The organism is Paenibacillus sp. 2KB_22 (assembly GCF_052115745.1).
Lineage (GTDB): Bacteria > Bacillota > Bacilli > Paenibacillales > Paenibacillaceae > Paenibacillus.
Genome location: NZ_JBFRHG010000003.1, coordinates 425752 through 442700, shown reverse-complemented (window position 1 = coordinate 442700; position 16949 = coordinate 425752). Strand labels below are relative to the sequence as shown.

Here is a 16949-nt window from a genome sequence, read left to right as displayed (position 1 = left end):
GAAACAATTAGGTTGAATAAAAAAGGCCCCTCTAAAATTCAATTAGAGGGGCCTGAGTCATATCGTTTTTTATTGATGTACCACTATTCTCTATTCATGTCGTTCCACGCATCCATTCAAGTGAGGAGCAATTTATTCATGGAATCCATATAGGTTTGGATTTCTTTTGTAATACTAATTATTTTATCCTCTTCACAAAACAATTTAATCCTGAGCTCATTTTCATGTCTTGCAATACTGATCTCAGTTGATAAGTTATTCGGATCTCCAGCATACTTTTCCTTCATTCCGTTAATCTCTTCTTTCATTTCTGAATGAGAATCATACAGCCCCATATAGTTGAAGATAGGAATATTAATCGTTTCAGAGGCCAGAATATTATTTAGTGTACGATTTACCTTCTTGTACTTGTTCTTCAGATCTGCTTCCGTCAGTAAAGCTGCAAAGTTAATGTTATGCTCATAAGCAAAACTGGTTAATTCATTGATTTTCTCGAAAGCTTGATTTTGAGGATCACATGGTAGGCTTATAGGGAGTATATCAATAAACGCCCCAACTGTATTGAAATAATTATTTGATTTGTACTTCCTTCCAGTGTGCATAAGTGCAAACGGTATTGTCTTGAGTCCGAAATTCAGTTCTAAGATTTTTAGAAATAGTTTCAAAGATATCTCCCACGACTTATCTTCCATGGATTCGATAATTTCGACTGTCAATGGAATGGAAATGGTTGTATTAATTAACAAGGTCTCTTTATACTTCTTCATATACTGACTGAAACTACGATGAAAATCATCTAAATGAAACCTCTCGATCAGTTCTTTTTCTGTTACCCCTTGCGGTCCTTTCAAGAGTTCGCTCACGTAATGATCATACTGCAAAGGCTTTTGCGCCCTTTGCTCACCATCATTCAAATAAGCTTGTCGTATACTCGCTTGAATGATTTCGGAACTCATTGCATCAAAGATTAAATGGTTACATGGTAGATAAACTTTATAGCTGCTTTCGGAATATCTGATAATAATTATTTTGTACAACAATGTATCACATTCATTTGCACGTACTGCATATTCTCCATAAAGCTCGTTGATGTATGCCTGGATATTTTCTTTCTGCTCTTCACTCGCATACTCCATATCTACATATGGTATATCAATCCCTTTAACCGTGTTATACTCTTGGACCATGACTCTATGATCTGATTTAATTAATACACTTCTTAACAAGCCCTGATCGTTAATGACACGCCAAATACTTTGTTTCAGCAGATGCACATTGATCTTGTGGCGAAACTCCATTATTGAACCGCTATACGTTTTGTTTGTGTCGAGCATAATTTGTTGCATCGCTGATAGCGGATAAACCTTTAAGACTTTATTGTTACTTACAAGTGCAGAACTAAAGGCATGGAGCTGATCCGTTAGTTCTTGCCTCCCATTTATTACACTTAGCGTTAGGACTTCCGTAGCCTTTTCACTTTCTTCACCAATTTCTTTATTGTTCCAATTATTATAAATATCCCGTACATTCTCATAGAAGAAAAAATCCTTGATAGAAATATGGATATTTTCCTTGGTTAGTTCTTTGTGTATCTTCGCAATACGTATCGAATCTCCCCCAGCTTCGAAAAGATTGTCTCTCGCTCCCAGTTTCGTAAGCCCTAATACATTCTTACAAATGGAAATCATCAGACTTTCCACTTCATTTTGTGCTTCCTCATATGGGGTCCCCGTTGTTATGACGCCCTTTAATTCAGGCAATAACTTGCGGTCCACTTTTCCATTCAGATTAAATGGTAACGAGTCCATTCTAATGAAATACGCAGGTATCATATAGGCAGGCAATTCCTTAGCTAACGATTCACGTAATACGTGTATTGCTATTTCCTTCTCAGATACATAATAGGCACAAAGATACTTTGCCTCATTCATTTCCTTGTCGATAACGGCAACCTGAGATACCTCCGGCAACTGTAACATGCTCTGTTCAATCTCACCTATTTCAATCCGATAACCTCTAATTTTAACCTGTTGGTCGACTCTTCCTACATATTCGATATTCCCATCAGGGGTCCATCTCACCATATCACCTGTTTTGTAAATAACCTCATTCTGTTGATAGGGATTGGTTATAAATTTTTGTTTAGTTAACGGTTCATTATTCAAGTATCCTCTTGCTAATCCAATACCTGCGATGCACAATTCACCATTTACGCCCGTAGGCACAAGTCTATTGTTGATATCCAGTATTAACACCTGATGATTACGAATTGGAGTTCCGATAGATATTTTCATGTTGTCATCATGGGAGAGATTACAAGTAGTTGTACACACCGTATCTTCCGTTGGTCCATATGCATTTATCACATCTACTTTTTCAAGCAGATGGGAAATCTGCTCATATCTCAGCTCGCTCCCTGCTGTAATCACTCGTCTCAGTCCATCCCTTGCCTCAATGTCAGCCGCTACAAATGGAGGGATTGTTATTGTTGTAATCGCATGTGATTTCATGAATTCGTTCAACAAATTAGAACTGAGCAATACATCTTTATCAGGAATGCAAAGTGTATTTCCTAGTAATACCGTCATAAAGAGCTCCCACGAGAAGGCATCAAAGGCAAAACTCGCAAATTGCAGTATATGTTCATCATTCCCTATCCCAAGATCGCGCTCAAACCAGTACTTCAGATTAATGACTCCCTTGTGCTCTATCATAACCCCTTTAGGTTTCCCAGTGGTTCCCGAGGTGTAGATCACATAAGCCAAATCATTGGAACAATTAATATTATCGATTCGTTCCGCAACATGTTTGTAGAGCCCTTTATCCTCTATATCAACCATCTCTTTAATTTCAAGGGATTTCACTTCCACAAGCTTATGGGTAGAAAGCATAATCTCCGCTTTGCTATCTTGTAAGATATAATTGATCCGATCCTGAGGATAGTTCTCATCAATCGGAAGATAGGCAGCTCCTGCTTTTAAGATAGCTAGTACACCAACAACCATGTCAATGGACCGACCAATCATGATTGGCACGATAGACTCTACACCTATGCCTTTATCTCGCAGAATTTTAGCTATTACATTTGCTCTCTTATCTAACTCACCATAACTTATGGAATCTGCACCGAATATAACTGCTTTTTTTTCAGGGTTGTTCGTAACTTGATAGTCAAACAACTCATGGATCGTATTATCCATATTATAATCCGTATAGGTGGCATTAAAGTCCATTAGTAATTCGTTACGTTCATCTAGTTCTAAGATCTCAATTTCATCGATCCTAATATCTTGATTAGCGATAATTTGGTTCAAAATATTGAAGAAATGTTTTTTTATTTTCAGTACTTCTTCTTCCCCGTAAATTCCATCATTATAGTCGAACTTCACTACCAATTGATCTTCTTCTGGAATAACTTTGATATTAAAATTGTAGTTGGTTTCCTCAAAGATTCGAGATGAACGGATTGAGAGATTAACTTGATCCTGATTGTTTTTGTTGACCATATCTTGATCAATCGGATAATTCTCAAAAACCATCAATCCATTAATGAGACCAGTGCCTACCTCTGTAAACTTTTGAACTTCAACGATCGGGCAGTATTGATAAGCCTCGCTTTCATTAAAGTCCGCTTTGATCCTTTGCAGCAATTTCGTATACCTTTTCTCATGCTTTGTATTCACTCGCAATGGAATGGCATTAATAAAAAGACCCACCATTTCATCAATACCGTTTATTTGGGTTGTTCTTCCCGATACGATAAAACCAAATACAACGTCATCAACATTATTGTATCGTTGCAGTTGAATCGCCCATACGCTCTGGAAGATCGTATTAATGGTAACATTATTGCTTTTGGCCAGAGCTTCAATTTTCTTGGTCACGCTAGAATCAAGGGTTAGAACAACCTCTTGCGGTTTTCCTTGGGTAACGGAAACTTTTTTGAACGGAATTTCGATTTTATTATCGTATCCCTTCAGATACGTGGACCAATAATTCAAGGCTTCAGCCTTATCCTGCAGACTTATCCACTTGATATACTCCTCGTACGGCCTCACTTTCTTCTCTTCTGTAGCAGCATTACATAAAAAACTGTTATAGATGTCGAACAACTCGCCACTAATGATGCCAAACGACCATCCGTCCAAAATAATATGGTGGTTGCTTAGTAATAAGCTATATTGGTGCTCGTCTAGCCTTATCACAAACAGTCTTACTAGCGTATCTTTGGATAAATCGAAGCCTTTCTTCCTATCCTCCATAACCAGTTGTTCAATATAGGCTTCCTTATCATCTTGTACATCCGTGATATCGATGTAGTTGAACGCAGCCTCTCTCGATTTATGAACAATTTGCATGTTTTCCTTGAAGCTGGTACAGTCGAAACTCGTTCGGAAGACATCATGGCGGGAAACAAGCTCCTGAAAAGTCCTTTTAAATAACGGTATGTCCAGTTCTCCGGATACCCGAAGTTCCATATTGACATGGTAGGATTCATTTTGATCAGCCATCGAATGGAACAGCAATCCTTCCTGCATCGGGGTTAGCGGATAAATGCGTTTAATATTTTCGATTTCCCCAATGTAAGGGTCCAGATCATCCATTGAAATATCCTCGTCCGTGAGATCTGATGCGGTTACTTCAACATGATTCCTGGATATGCAATGATCGATGATTCTTTTCAAGCTTTCAAGAAGATGCTTCATCAATTCATCAATGGTTTCATCGGTGTATTCTTCCCTAATGTAGCTCAATGTCAGACTAAGTTCTTTGTGAAGTACCATTCCTGATATACTCAGCGGCTGCAACCTACTACTATCTTTACTCACGGAATCTCCTGGTGATACATCGGATAACGTAAAGTTTTCTCCTGAAATACTCTCATCGAACTGTCCCAAATAGTTAAAAGCGATGTCTGGTTGATCTATATGCTTTAATTCAAAAGGTGACAAGTACTTAAGTATTCCATAACCGATTCCTTTCCGAGGGACTCTTCTAAGCGTATCTTTGGTATGTTTAATTAAATTCGACAAGTTATCTTTGGTGTGTAGTACGACTGGATACTGGCTTGTAAACCATCCGACCGTCCTTGTAATATCGACATCATCAACAATGTGTTCCCTTCCGTGCGATTCCAGATTAATCATGATTCGGTCAGTTGCGTTGAAGCTTCCAATCGTTAACGTCAAAGCAGACAAAAGGATATCGTTGATTTCCGTTGAATACGCCTTATTTACTTTAGTCAATAAATTTTCCGTATATGACTTATCCAATACGATTGTCTTGTTGATTAGTTTAGCGCCAACCACACTTTTAGGCTCCATGTCCTTTTTGAGCTTCTTGATCTTCCATTGGCTAAGGCTATTCCAGTATTTCAATTCATTTTTCAGTATGAATCCGGCTGCATATTTTTTTTGAACGCTCGCCCACTCTTGGAAGGATGTCGTTTTTGTAGGTAATCTGTGTTCTTGCCCATTATAGAGCGAGTCAAAATCCTCTATAATAATTCGCCATGAAACAGCATCTACAACCATATGATGGATAGAAATAAGCAGATGGTCACCATTATCTGTTTTAAACAGACCTAATTTGACTAATGGACCTTTCGCCAGCTTCATGCTTGCTTGGAGCTCGGTGCACAGGCTTGTGATAAAATCATTTTCAATCTTTTCTCCCCTGAAGTCGTAGATACTCAGTTCATACAAATTAGAGGTTGCTTCTCTATTAATTAATTTGCCGTCAGCAAATATCCCTCTGAGAACGTCATGATGCTGTACAATACTCTCAAATGCACGCTCGATCCTATCTACACTAAAACCATCTTTTCTGAACAACATCAAATCCTGGTTAAAATGATCCTTCTTGATAGAATCCTGCTCAATAAACCATAATTGAATTGGAGTCAGCTCGATGTCACCTGTTACATTGCTTTGATCGATGGTCTTTCTTCTCTGTTTTAGATGAGGGAGCATATCATTGATTGTACCGCTGTTCATCAAATCCTTAATATCAAAGGCATAACCTTTATTGTTCATCTGAGCGACGGCTTGAATGGCTTTGATGGAATCGCCGCCTAAAGCGAAGAAATCGTCGTGAATTCCAATCTTATTCACGCCAAGTAACTTTTCCCAGACCTGCGCAATGGCATACTCCATCTCATTCTGGGGCGCCGCATACTCCGTCCCAGTATGTACTTCGCCATCTGGTTCTGGCAGCGAGTTATGATCTACCTTTCCATTAGGGGTTAATGGAAGTCGATCCATCTGTATAAAATACGATGGAATCATGTAGCTTGGCAGAAATACAGCCATATGCTCCCGCAACGCCGATACGGACAGATCCGCATCGGTAATTACATACGCGCACAAATATGCTTCCCCGCCCTTGCTTGTACGAGCGACTACAATCGCATCCCGGATCCTCTCGTGTAGCAACAATTGCTGAGCAATTTCGTTTGGTTCGATTCGGAAGCCACGAATTTTGACCTGTTCGTCAATTCTACCCATATATTCGATATTCCCATCCGACGAATAGCGGGCTAAATCGCCCGTCATATACATTAACGTTCCCGGTTCGAACGGATTCTCCACAAACTTCTCTGACGTTAATTCCGGATTGTTCAAGTAACCGCGAGCCAACCCTGCTCCGGCGACACACAGCTCACCCGCAACTCCAATGGGCTGCAGATGGTTGTGGCGATCAACGATATACGCCTTTGAATTGCTTATCGCTTTACCAATAGGAATCGGCCTATAAAATTCCTCCCCGATGACATAATAGGTAGAGAATGTTGTATTTTCCGTAGGACCATAACCATTAACCAGCTTCAGTGTTGGGTGAGCCGTTCTTACCTGATTAATATGCTCCCATGATAGCGCATCTCCTCCCACAATAAGCGTCTTGAGTCCCGCGAAAATCTTCACATCCTGTTGGACCAATTGGTTGAATAACGGGGAGGTAAGCCACATTGTCGTAATGTGTTTATTCTTGATTTCCTGTCCCAATTTCTCTGCATGTAAGAAGGTTTGCTCCTCAACCAGGACCAGTTCGATTCCGTTTAGCAGAGCCCCCCAAATTTCGAATGTAGAGGCATCAAAGAACATGGCTCCTGTTTGCAGAATCCGATCTCCTTCAGAGAACTGAACGTAATTCGTATTTCTTACAAGCCTTACAACACTTTTATGCTCGACCATAACTCCCTTCGGTTTGCCTGTTGAGCCGGAAGTATACATCACATACGCCAAATCAGATGGGTTGTCGGAGCATCCCGGATTCTCAGAACTTTCCGATGCCAACTCCCTCTCGATATGATCCGTCACTATAATCTCGACACGGCGATCAAGTTCTTGTATCACATCCATATGGGTCGATTGAACAAGGAAAACTCCAGTACTTGAATCATCAAGAAGCATTTTTATTCTTTGAGTCGGATATTTTGAATCAATAGGTAAATAGGCTCCGCCAGCTTTCAGAATTCCCAGAATTCCGGTCACCATTTCAATCGACCGTTCTCCCATGATGCCGACTAATACATTGCTGTCTACTCCCTTATGAATTAAGTAATGGGCCAGACGATTGGCTCTCTCATTAAGTTCCTGATAGCTAATAGTTATATCCTCATAGATCAATGCTGTATGATGGGGCACTCTATTGGCTTGTTCCTCAAACAACTGAATGATGCTTTTATCATGCGAGTAATCGGCTCGCGAATTAAACTCATAAAGAATCCGATTCTTATCACGTTCATTAATGATTTCTAGTTCTTCAACATATAGATGTCTCTTTTCAATAATTTGATCGACAAGAGTTTCAAATCCACTAATGATGTTGGCTATGCTCTCAGCAGAGTAAGCGTTACCATTATAGATGAAATTGATTGCCATTTTGTCGTCTTGGTTAACGACCAACGTTAAGTTATAATTCGTTCCATCAATAAGCTGGAAAGGTAATACAAATTCAGAATTAAGTATCTTCAGATCATTGTTTTTCAAAATTTCTTCATTTAATTGTTTTTCATCAATCGGATAATTCTCAAATACAAGAAGGCTGCTGATCAAATTGTTTTTAACCGCACCGAGATTTTGGATCTCCGCTAGACTTACATAGTCATGTTTGTTATTTTGTAGCGTAGTTTCACTAATCCGATTCAGCAAATCTGGAACATGCAGGGTGTCACTGAACTTCACTCGAAGTGGAATGGTATTAATGAATAGGCCTGGAATAACCTCCACGCCTTTTATCTCGACACTTCTTCCCGATACGACATATCCGTAAACAATGTCATCCGTATTATTGTATTTGCTAAGCAAAATTGCCCAGACACTTTGGATCACGGTATTCACCGTCACCTTGCATTGCCGAGCGATGCGAGTTAAATTGGAGGTTTTTTGCTTATTCAAGATGAGTGCCCGTTCTTTAATGTCGACTTCATTCGTTTTATTTTCTTTTTCGAAAGGAACTTTTGTGATCTGATTGTATTCTTGAAGATAATCTTTCCAGTACGCTTTTGATTTCTCGATGTCTTTATTTTTCAACCATTCAATGTAGGAAACATAAGGCACTGCTTCATTTAAATCAGCCTTGATCCCATGCTTCAGTTCGTTATAGATTTTGAAAAATTCAATTAATATTAGGCTGCTGCACCAGCCATCCATCAGAATGTGATGCAGGTGGGAGATTATGCTGTATCTGTTCTCCTCCATTCGAACAAGCACAATGCGCAACAGCTTATCTTGGCCTAGATCAAAGCGCATATTACGATATTGCTTGATTAATTGATCTAAACACGCTTCTTTATCGTCTCCTTGATGCGTAATGTCAATATACTCGACCTCTGCTTGTCTGCTTCTATATACGACCTGCATACTCTGGTCAAATGAAGAATAATCAAACACTGTTCTTAAAATATCATGCCGTTCAACGACGAGATTAAGAGCCTTATTCAACTTGTCCAAATCCATTTGCCCTTCGACCTGAAAACAAGATAAATTCATATACATATCCTGCTCATCCGTTAAGGCATGGTAAAGCATACCCTCTTGCATGGGGCCAAGAGGGTAGATGTTTTTAATATTATGCAACTCATCTTTATACTTGTAGAGCTGTTCCATCGTTATGTTCTCTTGCGTAATATCCGTGACAGTGATTTCCGTTTCTTCTTTAGCTGCACAGTGGCTAATCAAACAATTCAAATAAGATTGATACGCGACCATCAGTTTCTCGATGGTTCCCACTTCGAATTCATCTTGCTGGTAGCCAATTGAAATTGTTAATTGGTCTGCCAGTAATAACGCTTCGATCTCTAGGGCATAGGCGCCGGAGGGCTGTCTGGAGGAGAATGCTTCATCACCATTTCCCGTCATTTCAACTACATGTTCTGTTCCAGCATGAGCCCTCTTGCCCAGATAATTAAAGGCTATTTCAGGGGACTCATCGTTCAGGCTATCGTTGGATAAATACTTGAGTATTCCATAGGCTATTCCTTGATCGGGAATTCGGCGTAACATGTCTTTCGTATATTTGATCGTATGGTTAAGTTCATCGTATGCTCTAAGTACAACCGGATACTGTACGCCGAAGCATCCGATAGTTCTGTTAACATCCATCATTGTTAATTCTTCATCCCGGTCATGCCTGATCAAGCTAACCAGCGTATGTTCTTCGTTTGTCCAATCGCGAATTGCCAAGGCCAACGCAGATAACAAAAGATCTAGCAGATTCGTATTGTAGGCTTTACTGATCTGTACCAGTAACCTTTCAGTAATCGGTTCACCTAGCACAAGAACTTGTTTGTTCAACTCCATGCAAATTTACCTCTTTCCCTGGGCAATTTTGAAACACTAATGCCTTTCAGGCTCTTCCAATATTCTGCCTGCCGTTTAATTCGGTAAGCATCTACGTATTCGCTCAGTTTGTCAGACCACTCTTTGAAGGATATCGTTTTCTCAGCAAAAACAATGTCCGTTCCCTGCTCTACTTGCATGTATGCGCTGGAGAAGTCCTCAAGCAAAATGGTCCATGATGGCTCGTCGATGACTAAATCATGGATGACGATGAGCAGCTGGTCTCCCTCTCTCATTCTGAATAATCCAAGTTTTATCAATGGTCCTTGTTCAAGATCAATACTGCTTCGAATTACACTGCACTGCTCCTTAACTTCTTGTTCCGACAGATGCTCATATACGCGGAAGACATCAAGGTTTTCATTAAAGTCTTGATTAATTTGAACGACCTTGCCGTTATCATTCTTAAACACCATTCTTAATACGTCATGGTGAACCAATAGTTTATTGATAACTTCCCTTACAATGTCTGGCTTAAAACCGTCTGACTTGTATAACATTCTACATTGGGCCCATTTAGTTTGCTCTTTACCTTCTTGTTCCAGTAACCACCGTTGAATGGGCGTTAACTCGACTTCCCCCGTTATGAAATTGTTACTCCGTTTAGCATGGGGCTGTTCAATAACGTTCACTAGCTGCCTGATCGTAGGATTTTTGTATAAATGATCTGCCTCAAAGTTGATGTCCTTCGTTCTGACTCTCGATATAAGCTGAATAGCTTTAATCGAATCTCCTCCTAATTGAAAAAAATCATCGTCGATCCCAATTGGATTAGAGCCTAAGGTTACTTCCCAAATCCGGACTAATACCTCTTCTAGTTCATTACGCGGAGCTGCGTAACCTGCACTAGTATCGTTATTTAACACAAGCATCGGCAGCATATCGCGCTCCTGTTCAGTGTGTAGAACCATGTCTGTTTCAGCTTGTCCGATGTTCGCAAAATCTTTGAGCTTAAGACCTGGATCATCGTTATGGACAATAAACTCTAGAATGTTTTTATAGGTTTCTCCCCATCTCTCGATTGTCTCTTCTTTGAACAAACTTGTCTTATACAACATACTGATATTGAACAAACCATCTTCCTCAAGAATTTCGATGACAAAATCAAAATCGGATAATTTGCTCTTGTATTCATAAGGCTCGATTTTCAGTTGATCAATAGCTAGTACTCTTTCGTCCGTTTTTTCATATACAAACCTGACATTAATGAAACCATCCTTCATTTTCTTCACTTTTTTAAAATAATTCGCTAGAAAGTTGAAAGGATAATACATATGAGCATATGCTTCTGAACAACTTTGCTTCACTTCATTGAGATAAGCTGTTAATGTCTTTTCATCCGATGGATTACTTTTGAGCACGATCGTATTTGTAAACATACCGATACTTTCATTGAATGACCCGTCTGCTCGATTGGTTACCGGGGTTCCTATCACTATTTCTTCATTGCCCGTCAACTCTTTCAACAATAGGTTGAATCCCGCAGCTAACAACATAAATAATGAGCATTTATTACGCATGGACACTCTTTTTAAATTTTGGACTAACTCTGAGCCAATCTTCATATTGACTGTATTTGCGGCAAAATCAGATTCGGCCTTAGTCGGAAAATCGGCTGGCAACTTCAGTAGGTTAATGTCTCCCGATAATTTATTCAGCCAATATTGTTCGTCTTGTTTCCTCTCGTTCGACGACAAGTAGTCGGTCTCCCATTTGACAAAATGTCTATACTGCTTGTTCACGGGCATGAGAGATTCGCCCTCATACAAACGCATAAAATCTTGCACAAATATGCTCATGGATAAACCATCTGCTATTGTATGATGAAAGTTAAAAATAAGCGTTCCTTCATTGTCTTCCCCCTCAATCAAGATTACCTTGAACAACGGGGCTTCCGATAAGTCAAATGGGGAACTGTATTGGTCAATCAGCGTGTCCAGGTCATCACAAGAATTGTTTTTGATCCATTCAATCTTAAAATCCACATGCTCTACAATTTCTTGTTTAAACTCCCCGTCTTCCATAAATAGCCGTGTTCGTAAACTTTCATGGCGCTGGACGATTTCATTGAGTACTGTTTCAAACTTTTGAAGATCCAACGTTCCTCTAACCTTCAACACGTTGACCATATTATAAGGGTCTTCATTGCTAATTGAGCTTAACGTGAATAATCGTTGTTGAATCAATGACATAGGAAGTACAAGTTGTTCTTCTTTGGACCAAACTTCCTGATTTTCAAGCCGTTTCAACGGTACCTCACCCATATAACCGGATTGGAGCATCTCTTCAATGGTTAATCTAATAGCTTCAAATACATATTCGATATCCTCGTCCGAATGTTCGGTAGAGAAGAAGCAGTTTCTTCCTTCCCATACATAAACACCTTTCTCCAGAAGCCCAAAGAAAATAACTTCAAAATCTCCGCGGAATACAAATCTGAACAAAGAACCGAAGTTCACCACTTTAATGGGTACATGAACACTGTCAAAATAAGCGTTTACTCGGGTCACAAAGTCATTCGTTTTCTTATTCAACTTCTCATACATCGTATCTTTGTTCTGAGCTATATAGGTTAGTGAAGCGTGTGCTGCGGCCATCGCCAACGGGTGATGTGAGAAGGTTCCCGCAACAAATGTTCGCTTATCCTCACAAGGCGGAACCGACGTATCGCCAAAACTCCACATGCCTCCGTCGATGCAATCCATGAACTCTGATTTTCCAGATACAACCCCAATCGGCATTCCACCGCCAACAACTTTTCCATAGGTAACGATATCTGCCTTGATGCCGAAATATTCTTGAGCTCCTCCTGCCGATATTCTAAAACCCGTAATGATCTCGTCGAATATAAGTGCAATCCCGTTCTCTTCCGTAACTCCCCTTAACTGTTTGAGGAACTCCTTGGGCTGGACATCAGGCCTTCTGCTTTGAACGGTCTCGACTAAGACGCCAGCAATATCGTTTGCGTTGTTCCTTATATATTCCAGTGATGCCTCTTGATCATAATTCAGCATGACTAAATCACTAACTACGCTATCCAAAATGCCCGGAGCTAACGGGATTGTAGTTAAACCTCCATCCTCACCGATGGACGATATTCCAAGCAACCCGTCATAGGTACCGTGATAGGAGCCCGCAAAAGTAACGATTTTTTTCTTACCTGTACGTGCTCTGGCAATTCGGACGGCCACCATGTTAGCTTCGGTACCCGAGTTGTAGAAAGCTACCCTTTCTACACCCGTTAACTGACTAATCTGTTCGGCAACGGTTCCAGCCAGCCTGCCCATAGGACCCAGAGGCATTCCTCTGCCCAGTTCTTCCGTTATTGCTTCATTGATAAAGCTTGGGTTATGACCAAGCAAATTAACGCCAAATCCCATTGTCAAATCGACGATGTTATTGCCATCAATGTCGCGAAGCTTCGATCCCTTCCCGGACTCGGCTACGATTTGATAAATCATTTCCTTCATGACAGGCCTGAAGCCTGCAACATTTCGATTATTCGCATATACTTTTCTGTAATTTTGCGTATTCTCTTTGGACTTTTTGGAGAAAACAGTATATTTTCTTTCTAAATTGCGAATATAGGTCAGTTTTAATTCATCCAGATTCTCATTATCAATTAAATCCAGTTTTTTATAGGGAACATAGTGGCTTTTAGTATCCACCAATACCGGTTTGACCTTTGGGCTGTTAGCCTGACCCTGAATGGGTTTTAGGCTTGTTTCAGAGCTTGCTTGCTTGTTGTATACCGATTGATCATTGCCGGAGATCGTAATATTTTTTAGAATGTTAAGCTGTTCCTCCATAATTTTCATCTGACTATTAAAAATTTGGTGTACCATATCGCCTACTCCATCGCGCGTGTTATCCAGCGCGTCTAAAGAGGAATGCCGTTCCTTGCTTCCCTCAGCAAAGCTATGTTTTGGCATAGTATCCGGGTCATCATTCTCCATCTCGCCAACTTCGGGTACAATATTGGAGCTGTCGTCGTCTGAAGACCAATCCACATGTTTGTCAATATGCTCGGCAATCTTCTCAACGGTATCCAATTCGTTAAAAAACATGTTTAATACAATTGAAAGGTTGAACTTGTTCGTTATTTGTTTATTAAGTTGAATGAGCACCAAGGAATCAACACCAAGTGTAAGCAAGTTTAGGTCATCCTCGATTTCCTCGATACTCAGCCCCGTTAAAATTTTAATCATTTCTTTTAATTCAGCTTTAATTTCTATTTTACGGTCAATGTGAGAATTATTACTGGACATTTGCTTTTGGTGTGGAGTCGCTGCCATTGGAGAAACACCCTTCGTTTCTACCACTGATTCAATATCTTCCACTTGATTACTGCTGCTACGGACCATTTTTCTTCCCTCTCTCCAAAGCTCTTTCTTTTGAAAAGGATAATTCGGAAGCTTCACTCTTTTTGTATCATAAGATCTATAGAATGAACTCCACTCCAAATTCATTCCTTTCATATATAGGGCACGAATAGAGCTCAACAATTGAGTATAGTTATCCGCTTCTCTTCTCATGGAAGATACAATGAGAATATCCTCGTCATTCAGACATTGGTTAGCCAAACCACTGAGTGTCGCATCTCCCCCAATTTCTATAAAAACATTAACACCTTGTCTTTTGGCTTCTTGAATTGCACTCTGGAAATCAACCGTATTGGATAAATGCTCTACCCAGTACTTACTATTTCCTAGCAGTTCTTCGGTTTCCAACTTTCCCGTTATGCTAGATATCATCGCAACATTTAAGCTTGAAAATGTAATATCACCAATACTGTTTTCGTACATCCCCTCATAATCTTTCATCAATGAAGAGTGATATGGATGCGGGATATTGAGTTTATTGAAAAAGAATTTGTGTTTAGCTTGTAGGGTTTCGATAACAAGATCGACCTCATCACTTCGGCCCGATATCGTAACATTGTCAGGTGCATTGATCGCAGCAATCGACACATTCCTGCATCCGCTTTCCTCTAATGCAGCGCGGACATATTCCACATTCGTAAGAATGACGACCATCTTGCCTTCCACATCAATGGACTCCATCATTCTTCCACGTTGTGCAATCATCAGGATAACATCATCCAAGCTGATTAAATCTGCATAACATGCCGCAGCATACTCACCGATACTATGGCCAATAAGAATAGCAGGTTTAATCCCAAGTGTATCCCACAGCTTTGTTAAAGCATATTCAATGGAGAATATGGCAGCTTGCGAATATAGTGGTCTCTTGAGTAGGGTTGTGTTCTCTCCATAAATCCCATCGAGGATTGAAATGCCAAGGATCTCTTTAAACTTCTCATTACAGAGATTCATTGTTTCTCTGAATACTTTGGAGTTTGCATAGAAATCCTTTGCAATGCCCTCATAGATAGAGCCTTGCCCAGTAAATAAAAAGGCTACTTTTTTGTCATTGGGCTTACCCTTTTGGATCAATTGTTCATGGTTTTCTCCGGTTAGGAGCTCTTCCAAGGTATTCAACAACTCTTCTTTGCTTCTCGTGACTGCTGAAAACCGGTATTTCATAAATGATCGACTAATATTAGACGTGTACGTGATATCTGCGATACTACTTTTATTGATTATCAGGTCTTTCTTGACGGAACTTACATACTCTTTTAACGCTCTTTCGTTCTTAGCTGAAAGAGTTAACAGATGGGTTGGCATTTCATCCAATGGCTCTCTATTTTCTGAGTCTGGCTCCTCAAGGATGACATGAGCTAACGTTCCACTAAAGCCAAATGAACTAATGCCAGCTCTTCTGACTCCGCTTGGCTTATGCCAGTCAATCAGTTCATCAGCGATCTTGATCTTACCCCACGAAATGTTTTTATTCGGATTTTTATAATACATGTTAGGCAGTATTTTCTTCTTTTCGATAGACGCAATGACTTTAATCAATCCAGCCATTCCAGCAGCAGCTTCCAAATGTCCAATATTAGGTTTGACAGATCCGATCAGAATCGGTTCTTTTCTATTCTTAAAGACCTCCGATAATGATTGTACTTCGATCAGATCACCTAGCGGAGTTCCAGTTCCATGCGTCTCAATATAATCGATATCGTCAACCGTTAATTGGGCATTATGTAATGCTTGTCTAATGACACTTTGTTGAGAAAGCCCGTTAGGAGCCGTAAATCCATTTGACCTGCCATCCTGTCCTATTGCGACGCTTTTCACAAGTGCAGAGACCTCATTTCCAGCATCCTTCGCATCTTTTAACCTTTTAAGTATGATGACACCACAGCCTTCTCCTCTTCCAAAGCCGTCTGCCTCAGCATCAAAAGCCCTGCACTTTCCATCCTTGGACAAACCCTTGAATTTGGAAAGCCCTACGAATGGTTCTGGAGTAAGCAATAAATTGGAGCCCCCGACAATGGCCATATCGCACTGGTTATTCCTCAAACTGTCTACCGCCATATTTAAGGCAGAGATGGAAGACGAGCATGCCGTGTCACAGGTAATTGCAGGTCCTTTGAAATCATAAAAATAAGATAACCTACCGGCTGCCGAGCCCAGAGAGACGCCTACTGTGGAATATGGAGTTATATCGGAAGCATCACCTGAGAACAATTCAGCATTAGCATATTCATACGCACTAATTCCTATAAAAACGCCTGTCCTGCTTCCTCTAAGTTCCTCTATATTCAGTGCTGAATTCTCCATTGCTTCCCAGCTAACTTCCATTAAAAGCCTATGCTGAGGGTCTATAGACGCTGCTTCAATCGCAGATAAGTCAAAATGGGTATTATCAAAAGCTTTAATATCATCTTGTAAAAATGACGCATGTCTAGTAACCATCTTTCCTTCGTCGTCAGGATTGTCGCTGTAATAGTTGTGATATTCGAATCGATCTGGTCTAATTGTTGTAACGGTATCCAAACCGTTAGCTAATACGTTCCAGAAACCTTCCGGATTCAATGCATCACCTGGGAAGCGGCAAGAATACCCTATAATAGCAATCTCCTTGTTGCTTCTTTGATCCTGAACAATCGTGGAAAGCTGTTCAATTTTAATTGCAGCTTTTTTGAGGGCCGATTTGTACTTATCAATCTCTTGTTTCATAAGCTCACTCCTATCCATCTCT

At 40.2% G+C, this 16949-nt stretch carries 2 protein-coding genes; both read right to left on the bottom strand.

Annotated elements, in window-relative coordinates:
- Window positions 1-116 precede the first annotated feature (116 nt).
- Window positions 117-9803, bottom strand: coding sequence for an amino acid adenylation domain-containing protein (locus AB4111_RS20825; protein ID WP_442033058.1), 9687 nt, complete (start codon window positions 9801-9803; stop codon window positions 117-119).
- Window positions 9794-16927: an aminotransferase class III-fold pyridoxal phosphate-dependent enzyme gene (locus tag AB4111_RS20820; protein ID WP_442033057.1), complete on the bottom strand. Its 7134-nt coding sequence runs from the start codon at window positions 16925-16927 to the stop codon at window positions 9794-9796. Before AB4111_RS20820 ends, AB4111_RS20825 begins: the two co-directional genes overlap by 10 nt.
- Window positions 16928-16949: the final 22 nt, after the last annotated feature.